Consider the following 12,920-nt stretch of genomic DNA (forward strand, 5'->3'; position numbering starts at 1 on the left):
AGCGTCAGATGTGTATAAGGGACCGGGCTAGGGGTGGGGCGCTACCACCAGGCCTGCGCGGCGCGGCGGTCGGCCTCGGCGACCTCCTCGGCGCCCGCGGTGACCGCAGCCCCCAGCCGCACCAGAATGTCGTTCAGCGCCAGCGCTGCCCGGTTCCAGTTGTCCTGTTCGACGCGGTAGGCCTCGGCGGCCTCCCTGGTCCAGATCTGTTGCAGCGGGGCGATGCGCGCCTTGAGGTCGTCGAGCGCGGCGTTGAGCCGGGCCGCCGTGGTGGCGATGTCCTGGCGGACGGTGTACTCGATGGCGGCGAAGTCGTAGGACAACACTGGATCCATGAGCTAGCCCCTCAGCTCGGAGCCGGTGGCCGCGATCCGGCCGGCGTGCCGGTCGGCGACCTCCGAGAGGGCGCGCTCGTTGGCGCGCATGGTGTCGGCGATGCGGTTCAGGGCGTGGCACAGCCGGCCGGATTCGGTGTTCCAGGCCTCGACGACCTCGCGGAACCGCACGGCGGCCTGCCCGCTCCACACCGTGGGCGGCACCGACGTCATGCGCCCGATGAACGATCCGAGTTCCGCGCGGATCTCGTCCGAGCGGGTCACGGTGTCGTCGGCGACCGCGCGCATCATCGCCAGATCGGTGGTGAGTGCACCGGAATGTGTCATGCTGATCCCTTCTGCGTTTGATCCTCATCAGATTGGACCCTTCGCGGACCGATTCGGTTCCACTGGTGGTCAACCGATTTCATGTGCGGAACGGACGGCGCGCCGGCAGGCCCACTCCGCCGCCGGCTCCCCCGTGGGCCCGGCGGCACAGCCGATGCCGATGCGCACCCCGCCGTCGACGAACACCGCCCAACGGATCTGGTGACCGGGCCTGATCTCCCGGTAGGTCACCACCCGGCGGCCCGCCACCACATCGTCGGGGCGGAAATCGACGAACACGCCCGCCGGTTCGGCGAGCATGGCCCGGCGCAGGACGGCCGCCGTGGCCGCCGGCGTCTCCGCGGGAACGCGCGACTGGGTGACATGCAGCGTCGCGGTGCCCTCCTGTCGCGGACCGGCCTGTAGCCGCGCCGAGCCGGGACCTTCGGTGACCCGTTGCACGGCCCAGTCCGCGGGTATCTCCAGCGCCACCCGGCCCTCCACGAGGGCCACCATCTCCGGGTCGGCCTCGCCGCGACCCGCCAGGGCGGGCAGCCCGAGCGCCACCGCCAGGACCGCCCCGACGGCCGTGGCCGCCGGCGCGCCCCGCCGGCGCACCCGGGCCGCGGGTCGGGCCGGCGGTGGGTTCTGCACCGGCTCGGCGCCACCCACGGCGGTGACCCGCCGGCAGGCGACGCCGCCGCGCAGGAGCCGCTCGTCGATCAGCGCCGCCAGCGCGTCACACCCGGGTACCCCGGCCGGCGCGTCCACCGATACCCGGGCCCCGGATGCCGCCCCCTCGACGACCTGAGCAACGGCCTGAGCGACGGCCTCAGCGACGGTCTGGGGCGTCCGCATCCGCCTGGACACCGCGGTGCGGGTGGCTCCGGCCACGACCAACACCAGATGCGGCGCGATCTCCACCCACGTCTGCCCGGGCCGCGCCGCCGCGGCCCGGGCAGAGGCGGTGACGTCGCGCCCCGGCCCCGCGGCCGCGGCGAGCACGGTCTCGACCAGGCGCCGGCTCCACCAGCTCGGGTGAATCAGCACCACCCGGGAGGCACCGTCGAGAACGGGCTGAAGAAGCGCACGCCACGCCTCGGCGACGGCGACGGGCCGGTCGCCGACCAGGGTCAGCGGATCCTCGCCCCCGGCCAGGGCCGCCTGCGCCAGTCCCGGATCCGGGTGGGCCGTACCGGCGGGCACGCGCACCGCACACGGGCCGATCTCGCATTCGAGGCCGCTCACCGGTCCGGCACCCATCCGACCTGGACCAGGGACTCCCGGCCGCGGGTGACCAGCACTCCCCGCCCCGCCGGCAGCGTCGAGTGCCGCGCCCCGCCCGGGCCGGCGGCCTCGTCACCGCAGGTGTTCATTCGCAGCGTCATCGCCCCGGCGTCGTGCACCGCCGTCAGCGTCGGCTCGTAGCGGGTCCGGGCCCCGGGGCGGCGCGCCAGGATCAGGTGCATCCCGATGTCACGGGCATGCGGCAGCAGCGGCCGCAACGGTTCCAGGGGGCCGTCGCGTTCGCCGGCGAGCAGGTCGTAATCGTCGACCACCAGGAAAAGCTCGGGAGCCGGCTGCGGACCCGCGGGGCCGGCGATCCCGGCCCGCAGGGTCTGCGCGAGCGGGCCCACCACTTCGGCGAGCCCGGCGGCGGTGCCGACATACACGTCGCCGCGGCCGGGATCGGCGCAGCCGCCCAATCCCCGGCGCGGGTCGACGACCACCAGCCGGCGTCGGCTCGGGGGAACGGTGCGGGCGATCTCCCGGCACAGCACCCGCAGCGTGGTGGTCTTGCCGCATTCGGCGTCGCCGCTGATCACCAGGTGCGGTGAGACACCGAAGCTCAGGACCACCGGCTTCAGGCCCGCGTCCTCGATGCCGAGCACCGGGCCACGGTCACCGGCCGCGGCGACCAGGCCGTCGTGGGCGACCCGCGCCGGCAGCGTGGCGATCCGCGGCGCGGTGGTGGTCCAGGCCCTCGCGGCGCGGATCGTCTCGACCGGTGTCGGCGCCGCGATCGCCAGCGGCTCCCCGTCGGGGCTCAGGCCCCGTCCCGGGGGCCGGGCCGGGACCAGTCGTGCCCGGTGCCGGTCGATCTCGGAGTCGGTGGGTTCGGCCAGCCGCAGTTCGATGCGCGTGCCGATCTGGTCCTTGAGCGCCGGACGCAGGTCGGCCCACCGTCCCGCGGACAGCAGGAGGTGCACCCCGTAGGACAGTCCCTCGGCGGCGAGCCCGGTGAGGGCGGCCTCCTCGGTCTCGAAGCCCTGCCGCAGCGCCTGCCACCCGTCGACGAGGAGGAAGACGTCACCGAAGGGGTCCTCGTCGGGATCACGCCGCCGCCGGTACTGGTCCATGGCGCTGAGACCGCGCTCGCGGAACAGGGCTTCGCGGCGACGCACCAGTGCCGCCGTCTCGGTGACGATGCGCCGCGTCAGATCCGGGTCGACGCGGCCGGCGACGGCGCCGACGTGGGGCAGCTCGGCCAGGGTGCTCAGGCCTCCCCCGCCGAAGTCGAGGCAGTACAGCTGCACCTGCGCGGGATCGTGCCGAAGCGCCAGGCCCGCGGCCACGCAGCGCAGCGCGCCGGACTTGCCCGACTGCGGTGCCCCGACGACGGCGAGGTGTCCCGCTCCGCCGGCCAGATCGAGTTCCAGGGTGGCGCGCCGGTGTTCGAAGACCCGGTCGACCACCCCGAGTGGCACCGTCAGGGGGCGCGGCGGGGTTCGCTCGAGCAGTGTTGTGAGCGCGGGCGCCTCGTCGAGCGGAGGCAGCCAGACCGGGTGCGCGGCCGGCCCCCGCCCGCAAAGTCCGTCGAGGACGGTGTCGAGAAGCCGCGGGGGGTCCTCGACGGCGGGAGGTTCCGCCGCGCGCCGCACCGGGCCCACCGGATCGGCGGTGAACACACACGGGCCCGTCGGTGGCTCCCGGCGATCCCGCGCCTGGGGACCGGGGGCCGCAACGCTCACCCGGGCGGCCCGGAACGCGACCGGATCGCACGCGGCGACCTTGAGGTAGCCGGCCCCCGGGTCCGGTGGGAGGTGATAGGCGTCGGCGGTACCGATCACCGCACGGGACTCGTTCGCCGACAACGTCTTCAGACAGATCCGGTAGGACAGGTGGGAATCCAGTCCGCGCAGCCGGCCTTCGTCGAGCCGCTGCGTGGCCAGCAGCAGATGGATGCCCAGCGACCGGCCCAGGCGCCCGATCGCGACGAAGACGTCGATGAAATCGGGGTGGGCGCTGAGCAGTTCGGAGAACTCGTCGACGACCACGAACAACGCCGGCAGGGGCGGCAGGCCCCGTTTCGGCCGCAGCCGCCGGTACTCGTCGAGGCTCGCCAGGTTGCCGGCGTCGCGCAGAATCCGTTGACGCCGGTTGATCTCGCCGGTGAGCGCCTCGCGCATCCGGGCGACCAGATACGCCTCGTCGGCCAGGTTCGTCAGGACCGCGGCGGTGTGGTTGGCCCGGTCGAAGCCGAGGAAGGTGGCTCCGCCCTTGAAGTCGACGAGCACCAGGTTGAGGTCCTCGGAGGGGTGGCGCGCGATCATGCCCAGCACGATGGTGCGCAACAGCTCCGACTTTCCGGATCCGGTGGCCCCGACGCACAGTCCGTGCGGCCCCATCCCGCCCGCGGCGGATTCGTTGATGTCCAGCGAGAGCGCCGCGCCGTCGGCGGTGACCCCGATCGGGGCCTGCAGCGCGGCACCGGCGCCACCGCGCAGCAGGGCCGCCCAGGACGGTCCGGCCCGGTCCTCGTCGGCCGCGGGCCGATACCGCGCGAGCCGGCGCGCACAGCCGCGGGCGTCCGGAATCGACATCAGGTCGGCCCGATCGACCGGGGGCATTCCGTCCCCGCCTCCCGGATGGTCGTCGACGGAGACGACGGTGACCCCGTCGGGCAGCCCGCCCGACGGGATCGGCACACCGTCGGCCACCACTACCAGCCAGCACCCAGGGGCCTGCTCGGTGGCTTCGGCCACGCTGCGGTACCGCAGCCGCGCCGCGCCCGCGTCATCGCCGTCGGCGGGATGGCGATGGTGCGGGAGCCATTTCATCCAGTCCCATTCGGGGCATCGCTCGGGCGCCAGGGCGGCGGCTACCCACAGATCGGCCGGACTGTGCCAGACGGCCAGCTGGCACAGCAGCGCGCGGATCCGGGCCCGCGCCCGGTCCGGGTCGCCCCCGACACCGAGCACCGGTATCCCGTTCAGTCCGACGGCGATCGGCGCATCGGTGACCACACGGGCGCCGTCGACTACCCGCCGCAGCGCGGTGGCGGTCACCGGGTCCTCGTCACCCCCGCCGGCCGCGACCTCCAGGCGGGTCCCCGAGGGTCGCGCACCGGTCCCGACGCGGACGTACCCGAAGTCCGCGTCGGCGGGGCGGCGTTCCCACATGCGGGTCGAGCCGGCGATCGCCCACAGCTCCCGCGGGGGCGGGGAGGTGCTCAGCAGCCGCCGGCGCTGGCGGTCCAGGTCCGCGGTCACCTCGGTGCTCAGCCCGGCGAGGTAGTCCAGGTAGGTGTCGCGCTGCCGGTCGAGCTGCGCGGCGGAACCGCCGGATCGCCCGTGCACGAGCATGGCCGCCGCCGAGAGCACCATGACCAGTGGGAGCAGCAGAAACACCGGGCTGGGCCGGCCCGCCGAGGCCGAGCTCAGCAGCATCCCGGTCATGGCCACCCCCGCGATCGCGGTTCCGGCCGGCAGCAGCCGCGCGACCGTCCCGGCCCGACCCGTCTCCGGGACGGGCGGCGGGGCGAGGACCTCCATGCACCCGGCCGGTTCCGGCGGCACGGGAGACCGTGGCCCGCGCGTGAACACCGTGAACGCCCTACACACCGGGGCCACCGGGGCCACCGGGGTTCCGCCCTCGTGCACGCCTGCTCCTCCCACCCGTTGGCCGCCGACCGTAGGCAGCACGCCGGGTGCGCCGCAATTCACCTGTGGAGCGCCGCACACGCCGCGGCGGGCGGCCGCCTACGGTCACCATCCGTGCTCCGGGTCTCGATTCACGCCGACGCCACACACGCCGATCTGGCTCTGCCGGAGGCGGTTCCGCTGGCCGATCTGCTGCCGGCCATCACCGACCTGATGGTCGCGCACGGGTGTCCCCGGCCGACGGGTGCACCGACCCTGTCCGAACCGGGATCTCCGCCGCTGACGGGTGCCAGATCCCTCACCGAGCAGGGCATCCGGGAGGGGGCGGTCCTGCTGCTGGCCGACCCCGATCCGCCACCACACGGCTGCACCGGCGGAGCCGGGGCCACCGGTCGGGGTGGGGACAGCGCCCGGCCCGGTCCACCCCGCTGGGCCGCCGCGCCGCGGGCGGTGGCCGCGCTGGCGGCGGTGCTGTTCGCCGCCGGCGCCGGAGCGGGTGCGGTGCCCGGGCCCCCGGGACTGCCCGGCCTCCTGCTCGGTGCTGCCGGGGCGGGGACCGCCGCCGCGGCCGCAGCGCGGCTGACCGATTGCGGCAGAACACCGTTGACGGTGTTCGCCGCCGTGTGCGGACTCGTCGCCGCGGCCGCGGCGCTGGGAACCGTCTTCGCGCTGCCGCTGCATCGCGCGGCTGTCGTGCTTGCGGCGGTGTCGGTGGCGCTGCTGCCGGGCGCGGGCCGGCTGGCGGTGCTGATCTCCGGTCTGACCCGGTGCATTCCGGCCGATCTGGGTCTCGAGGAGCCGACTGTGGCCCCCGACCCGGGGGCCCCCGACGCGGGGGCCACCGATGCCGGGGCCACGGCCCGCCGCGCCGTGGCGATCACGGTGTCGGCGACCGCGGCCGCCTCGGCGTTGGGCGTGACGACCGCGCTGCTGGCCGCTCCCGCGGCCCCGGCGCCGATGTGTCTGGCCGCCGCGGTGACCGCCGCACTGGCGCTGCGCGTGCCCGACCACGACCAGATGTCCACGCGGGTGTCACTCAGCGGTGCGGCGGTCCTCTGTGCGGCAACGCTTGTCGCGGTGGCGGCGAACGGACTGCCGGGTCCGGGCCCGTGGCTGGTGCCGGCCGGGGCCGCCGTGGCGGCGCTGCTGGGCGTCGCCCGCGGTCCGATCCCGCCGCCCGCCGCCGGCCGCCGGTGGCCGGCCGCCACCGGCTATCTGGCACTGGCGGCGGTGGCTCCCTCGGCGCTGTGGGCCCTGGGCTGCTACGGCGCGGCGCGCGGACTGAGCCTGCCGTGACGGCGCGGCGTGGGCTGGCCGTCGCCGCCGCCGGGCTGCTGGCCTGCTGGCCGGGCTGCGCTCCCCCGGCCCGGGCGCTGACGCCCCCGTCGGTGGACCACACCCTGCTGCCCCCGGCGGCACACCCACGGCCACCGGCGGCGACGACCCAACGGGAGGTCTGCACCGTCCCCCGGCCCCGCGCCCGGGACGCCCCGCCGGTGTCCACCGCCAAGGCGACCGACCGGGCCGCGCTGTGGCGGCTCTCGCGGGGCGACGGGCAACGGGTGGCCGTCATCGATACCGGCGTGGCACGCCACCCGCGGCTGCCCCGTCTCGAAGGCGGCGGCGACTACGTGGCCGACGGGGACGGGACCGTGGACTGCGACGCACACGGCACGATCGTCGCGGGAATCATCGCGGCCGCGGTCGATCCGGACGACGCCTCCGGCTTCGCCGGGCTCGCACCGGGCGCCACGCTGATCAGTCTGCGCCAGACCAGCACCAAGTTCGCGCCCACCGACGACCCGTCGGCCGACGGCGTCGGCGATGTCGACACGCTCGCCGCGGCAGTGCGCACCGCCGCGGACCTGGGTGCATCGGTGATCAACATCTCGTCGGTGGCCTGCGCCGCCGGCCCGCTCAACGACGGATCCCTGGGCGCCGCCCTGGCCTACGCCGTGGACGTCAAGGACGCGGTGGTGGTGTCCGCGGCCGGCAACGTCGGTGGGCCCGGCCGGTGCCCGCGGCCGGTCGCAGCCTCACCGTCGGCCCAGGACAGCTGGGACAGCGCCACCGTCGCGGTGAGCCCGGCCTGGTACGACGACTATGTGCTCACCGTGGCGGCGGTGGACGCCGAGGGCGCACCGGCGGAGTTCACCCTGGCGGGGCCGTGGGTGGACGTGGCCGCACCCGGCGAGGACGTGGTGTCGCTGAGCCCGACGGGGGCCGGGGTCGTGGACGCGTTGCCGGCGTCGGGCCGAGATGCGCCGATCTCGGGCACCAGCTATGCCGCCCCGGTGGTCAGCGCGCTGGCCGCGCTGGTGCGCGCGCGCTTCCCGGAGCTCACGGCCCGCGAGGTGACCCAGCGCATCGAGGCCACCGCACAACGCGCCCCCGGCGGCTGGAACCCCTATGTGGGCAACGGGATCGTCGATCCGCTCGCCGCGCTCGGAACCGAACCCCCGACGGCGCCGCCCGCGCCCGGTGCGCGCCCGGTGCCGGCGCCCGCAGCGGCCACGAACGATACCGCCGGGCCCGGCCGGCGAACCGCGGGACGGACCGCGCTGGCGGGGACGGCGGTGTGCGCGGCCGTGCTGGTCGCAATGCTGGCGGCGACCCGCAGGCGCTCACCGCGGGTAGGCGCCGTCGCGGGCGAGCAGGGCGGCCTCCCTGCTCAGCGAGGGACCCGACGGGAGCAGTGACAGCATCGGCCACGGCCCCGCGGCGGGCCGCCCGGACAGCCCCAGCGCGGCGGCGGCCGCCTCGTCGGCCAGACCCAGGCGCAGACCGCTGTCGTCGATCACCCAGCCGGCTCCTCCGGCCCGGACGTAGACGCTGCGGCCGGCGGGCAGCGACACCGCGTCCACCGCGGGGCCGGGCCCGTCGGCCTGCGCCAGTGCCGTGGCCGGCGGCGAGGTCGGTCGGGTCCGGGACCTCAGGATCTCGGACCGCCCGTCGACCCACCGGACACACAGCGGCCCGGCTCCGGCACCCGCGGGCCGGTCGGGGAAGCCGGACAGCGGCAGCACCCCGACCGAGGGGACGCCGTCCAGCAGGCCCGGGTCGATGGCGGCGATCTCGGACCCTGCCCCGGTGAACGCGAAGCGGAGCGCGTCGGCCGCGGTGCGCGCGATCCGCTGCACGCCCCCGGCGAGTACCACGTAGTACTCCACGCCGGCGTTCCCGGCACCGGCCGCGCGGGCCACCCGGACCACCTCACCGACCGCGTGGCCCCGCAGCGCCCCGGGCCCGGGGTTGCCCGCTCCCGGTATCGGCGGGACGGCCAGGGGTGGCCCCTCCGGCAGCAGGGCCAGCAGCGCCGGGGACACCCGCCGCGGGGCCGGACCGTCCACCCCGAGCGCCCGACGGATCGCCGGATCCGTGGTGTCGACGGCGGCGCGCCGACCCTCGTGGATCAGATAGCGAGTGCCGGAGGCGCTTTCGACCAGGACCGGATCCGGCTCGGGCGCGGTGGCCGGGCCCGGGCCGGCGAACACCGTGGTGCGGTCGCCGTCGCAGACCGTCCAGCTGCTGGACTGCGGGGCCAGCGGCTCCCCGATTGCCGCGGGCAGGCCGGGGATGCCCAGGGCCGGTCCGCGGCCCACCGCGTGCAGCGCGGCCTCGTCGAGGACCTTCGGGGTGTCTGCGCGGCCGATGATCAGCCGCGCCGAGGTCAGATTCGCGACGGGATGCACGGTGTCGTCGATACGCACGTACAGCGCGCCGGTGCCGCGCACCATCACGATCGCGGCGTCGCCGATGTCCGCCGCGGGGCGCATCCAGGCCAGTGCCACCGCGGCGGCGAGTGCCACCGCGGCCACACCGGCACCGCAGGCCACCGCCACCAGCGGCGCCCGAACCGGCCGCGCACAGGACGGATCGCCGAACAGCGCGGCGCGTTCCAGCCGGCGCATCAGGTAGCGGCGACCGCTGATCTGCAGCCGGTTCGGGACGCCGCGAACACCGGGGGGCACGCACCGCACGCTACGGTCGCGGGCCGCACCGGGTGTGCGGCGCTCCACAGGTGCTCAGCGCCAGCGTGACCACACGTAGGGCACCAGGGACCGCAGGAAGTCCAGATCCGGGCCGGGGGTGGCGTCGGCGAAGGCCTGCTCGAAATAGTCCTCGGCGACCAGCAGGATGCCCTCGGCGTACTGGCGGGTGAACTCGATGCTGCCGTAGTCGTCCATCAGCGCCCGGATGGTGGTGACCAGTTCCTCGGATCGTTCGCCCCGGCTGCGCGCGAGGTAGTCGCGCACCACATCCCGATCGGCACCGGAGGTCGCGGATACCAGGTGCACCAGCGGCAAGGTTCGTTTGCCCTCGTAGAGATCGCCCAGAATCTCCTTGCCGTAGGTGGTTTCGTCGCCGATCAGGTTGAGCAGGTCGTCACGGATCTGGAAGGCCGCACCGAAGTGGAAGCCGAAGCGCACCAGCGGACCGAGGTCGACGGTGCCCCCCGAACCGACGATCGCGCCGACCCGCAGCGGGTGGATCGTGGTGTACCAGCAGGTCTTGTGCATGATCAGCTCGAGGTAGTCCTCGGGACGCAGGTCGACGACCTTGTCGCGCTGCCAGCCGATCTCGGTGGCCTGGCCTTCCAGTGTGCGCATCGCCATGGTGTCGAACTCGGCCCACACCAGGTCGGCCAGCTGCCGGTCGAGTCGCCGGGTCGCCTTCCGTAGCACCTGCCCGGCGATCATGGCCAGGCCGTCGCCGGCGTTCAGCGCCGTGCCCAAACCGTAGGTGGCCGCCAGCGTCGGACGTCCGCGGCGCATCTCGCTGCCGTCGACGATGTCGTCGTGGACGAGAAAAGCGTTGTGCAGCAATTCGATCGCCACGGAGATTCCCAAAAGGGCATCGGCTTCGGCGCCGAACACCCGCCCCGCCGACAGACACAGCGCGGGCCGCAGGGCCTTGCCCGGCCGGCCCGGGTACTCCCGTATCGGGCCGTAGAGCCAGCGGTGCGGCTCCCCGTCGGGCAATGCGTCGAGCATGGAATTGCGCACCAGACGGGCGATTTCGTGGAGCCTGCCCTCGACGTGCTCGATCTGGCCCGCGCGGTCCGAGGTGTCGGAATCGGCTGTCACGCCGGCTCCGCGACGGTGACCACCAGGGGCAGCCAGAGGTCGGGATGGCCCGCCACCAGCAGGGTGCCGTGGTAGCTCCCGGGTGCGGTGTTCTCGGCGATGTCGACCCGGATCGTCACACCACGGCTGCACCGCGCCGGCATGGGCACCGCCGCCGGGTCGAAACTGACCCGTGCCGCGTCGATCACGTTTCCGTCGTGGGCCAACAGGTCACCGCTGCGCAACTCGACGGTGCCGTGGTCGGTGGCACCCGGGTTGTGCAGCCACACCTCGGCACCGGCCGCCCCGGGTACCCCACCGCTCAGATCGACCCGGCCGTGTGCCGCCGCCCCGGACAGGTCGACCGAGGGCGCTCCGCCGGCGTTGGCGGTGACCGTCCCGCGCAGCGAGCCGGCCAACTGTTCGACAATGCCCTTCCACGACGCGACGAGTCGATCCACCTCGGGACGGGTGTCCGCGCGGGATTCGGGGCCCGCCCCGGCGCGGGACTCGGGGCCCGCCCCGGCGTGGGATTCGGGGCCCGCCCCGGCGTGGGATTCGGGGGCCCCGGCGGTCTGCGGCTGCTCGGGCGACGGCGAACGGCGGTCGGACAGGTTGACGAAGCGGTCGACGAGTTCGGCGGCGGCGCGAAAACCACGTGCCTGTATCTCACCCAGCGCGCGCACGTTGGCCGCCGGGTCGAAGACCAGCGCCCAGGGCACCTCGGACATGGAGCCGTCTTTTGCGGCGCCGCCGCCGTACGCCTTCTCGGTCACCGATCCCCTGCCCTGTTCCCCGCTCGATTTCCGCTGTACAACGGTATGCTAGGTCGGCGCGCAGCGGGAGGCGGGGGCATGTCGATTCTGCACAGCCAGTTGGCGATTTTCGGTGCGATAGATGACATCGTCGTCGAGGCCAGGAAAGGGCGCCACCCGGACACCGACCGGAAAGTCCTGACGACGGCCGCGAAGTTGATGCCGAACAGCACCGGCCTGGGGCAGGCCGGCTGGTACCGCGAACTGGAGAACTTCCTCAATCGGGACGGCATTCGCCGCGGCGGCGCGGTCCGATTCCCCGGGCTCGAGGCCGCCGTGACCGAACTCAACAACGTGCCACCGCCGAATTCCGCTTCCTCGAGGCCAAACCCGCCCGAACCCAACGGAACCGGAGGATTCGAGTCGCACCGGTTCTACGACTCGGCACGCGACCCGGCATTGGGACGCGCGGGCTACGCCGCAGCGGTGCTGCTCAGGCTCGGCAGCCTGTCCGGCCCCGGCGCCGAGCAGCAGGGCCTGGCCGAGCAACTGCGCGAGGTCGTTGCGACGTCGGTGCGCTCGTTCAGCGGCGGCGACGCGCTCGCGTCCACCCAGGTTCTGCTGGACTCCCTCGAGGACATCGACAGCCGATCGGATTGGACGGTTCGCGCCGGCGCCGCGGTCAATTCCGCCTTCGCCGAGAACTCCCGGCCGTGTTTTGGCACACTGCAGGAAATCGACGGCCAATACTGCAGCACAGTGGTGACCAACAGCACGCATCCCGCACTCAGCGTCGACGACGTGGAACGCATTGTCGACCCGATGAACTGGGGCGTGTGCAGCAAGTTCTTCTGCACGATGAGCAAGGGAATACCGAATCGCAACGCCAAGAGATGGAGCCGGGTACGCGAGGAGGTGGGTGCCGAATGCGGCGAATACCGCCTGATCACCGATCTGGTGTTCTACAAGGTCCGGCAAAGCGACGGCAGCATTTTCATGAACTACGACGTCGACCCCGATCGCGAGGATCCCGGCTATGTCGAGGTCGACAACGGCTACATCTGGATAACGCCGGAGAACGCCCAGAAATCACCGCAGGAGAAGGGCGTGCGGATCCGGACCAGCAAGCAGGAGCACGTCAACGGGCTGAGCCCGTGCGCCACCGCCGCCCTGGCATGCCTGATGGGCTGGGCCGACGCCGGCAAGGACATGCTCGCCGGCACGGCGCAGCGGGTGATCGAGGCCGATCAGGCCGGAAAAGGTTTCGCCACGCTGAAGAAGTTCTATCCGTCCGACGAGGACGACCCCAACGAACAGGAAATGTGATGGCCGACCAGCCGCAGTTCCCGCCCAATTTCAGGGACTCCGTCGAAGACACCCGCGACCTGGTGAACAGGCTCATCGACCGGGCCGCCGCGGTCGCGGGCGCGACCGGCGCGAAGTGGATCGACGGGTTCGTCCGGATGGACGCCCAGGAGGTCGCCGAGGATGCCGGCGCCAAGTTCACCGAGCAGGTCCTCGACGCCTGGGACACCGCCGAGAAGAACGTCAAGCCGGCCGAGAAGTGAGACGACG

At 73.9% G+C, this 12,920-nt stretch carries 11 protein-coding genes; 4 read left to right on the top strand and 7 right to left on the bottom strand.

Features of this window, described 5'->3' with window-relative positions:
* Positions 1-41: 41 nt before the first annotated feature.
* The 4 genes from CSR00_RS07520 to eccCb form a co-directional block, all read right to left on the bottom strand.
* Positions 42-335 carry a WXG100 family type VII secretion target gene (locus tag CSR00_RS07520; protein ID WP_099021773.1) on the bottom strand — a complete coding sequence of 98 codons (294 nt, stop codon included), beginning with the start codon at positions 333-335 and terminating at the stop codon, positions 42-44.
* Between the two features lie 3 nt (positions 336-338).
* Positions 339-662, bottom strand: coding sequence for a WXG100 family type VII secretion target (locus tag CSR00_RS07525; RefSeq protein WP_099021774.1), 324 nt, complete (start codon positions 660-662; stop codon positions 339-341).
* A gap of 69 nt (positions 663-731) precedes the next feature.
* Positions 732-1,889 carry a type VII secretion-associated protein gene (locus tag CSR00_RS07530; protein WP_176561944.1) on the bottom strand — a complete coding sequence of 386 codons (1,158 nt, stop codon included), beginning with the start codon at positions 1,887-1,889 and terminating at the stop codon, positions 732-734.
* Positions 1,886-5,416, bottom strand: coding sequence for a type VII secretion protein EccCb (eccCb, locus tag CSR00_RS07535; protein ID WP_099021849.1), 3,531 nt, complete (start codon positions 5,414-5,416; stop codon positions 1,886-1,888). Before eccCb ends, CSR00_RS07530 begins: the two co-directional genes overlap by 4 nt.
* Before the next feature lie 222 nt (positions 5,417-5,638).
* Here eccCb and CSR00_RS07540 point away from each other — a divergent pair, with 222 nt between their 5' ends.
* Both CSR00_RS07540 and mycP read left to right on the top strand, forming a co-directional pair.
* A complete protein-coding gene (locus CSR00_RS07540; RefSeq protein WP_176561945.1) occupies positions 5,639-6,820 on the top strand; it encodes an EsaB/YukD family protein in 1,182 nt (393 codons plus the stop codon).
* Positions 6,817-8,223: a type VII secretion-associated serine protease mycosin gene (gene mycP, locus CSR00_RS07545; RefSeq protein WP_099021777.1), complete on the top strand. Its 1,407-nt coding sequence runs from the start codon at positions 6,817-6,819 to the stop codon at positions 8,221-8,223. Before CSR00_RS07540 ends, mycP begins: the two co-directional genes overlap by 4 nt.
* Here mycP and eccB read toward each other — a convergent pair.
* Genes eccB through CSR00_RS07560 form a run of 3 tightly spaced genes read right to left on the bottom strand, consistent with a single transcriptional unit; the run spans position 8,149 to position 11,366 of the window.
* Positions 8,149-9,495: a type VII secretion protein EccB gene (eccB, locus tag CSR00_RS07550; RefSeq protein WP_099021778.1), complete on the bottom strand. Its 1,347-nt coding sequence runs from the start codon at positions 9,493-9,495 to the stop codon at positions 8,149-8,151. The genes mycP and eccB overlap by 75 nt on opposite strands.
* 54 nt (positions 9,496-9,549) lie before the next feature.
* The gene (locus tag CSR00_RS07555) at positions 9,550-10,611 is read right to left on the bottom strand and encodes a polyprenyl synthetase family protein (RefSeq protein WP_281259685.1); all 1,062 of its coding nucleotides are present in this window, start codon (positions 10,609-10,611) and stop codon (positions 9,550-9,552) included.
* Positions 10,608-11,366, bottom strand: a complete 759-nt coding sequence (locus tag CSR00_RS07560) for a hypothetical protein (protein ID WP_099021779.1) — start codon at positions 11,364-11,366, stop codon at positions 10,608-10,610. The genes CSR00_RS07555 and CSR00_RS07560 overlap by 4 nt, the downstream gene beginning before the upstream one ends.
* A 78-nt stretch (positions 11,367-11,444) precedes the next feature.
* Here CSR00_RS07560 and CSR00_RS07565 point away from each other — a divergent pair, with 78 nt between their 5' ends.
* Positions 11,445-12,671, top strand: a complete 1,227-nt coding sequence (locus tag CSR00_RS07565; protein ID WP_099021780.1) for a hypothetical protein — start codon at positions 11,445-11,447, stop codon at positions 12,669-12,671.
* Positions 12,671-12,913: a hypothetical protein gene (locus CSR00_RS07570; protein WP_099021781.1), complete on the top strand. Its 243-nt coding sequence runs from the start codon at positions 12,671-12,673 to the stop codon at positions 12,911-12,913. The genes CSR00_RS07565 and CSR00_RS07570 overlap by 1 nt, the downstream gene beginning before the upstream one ends.
* The last annotated feature ends 7 nt before the right edge of the window (positions 12,914-12,920 follow it).

Origin of the sequence: Mycolicibacterium palauense, assembly GCF_002592005.1 — a bacterium.
GTDB lineage: Bacteria > Actinomycetota > Actinomycetes > Mycobacteriales > Mycobacteriaceae > Mycobacterium > Mycobacterium palauense.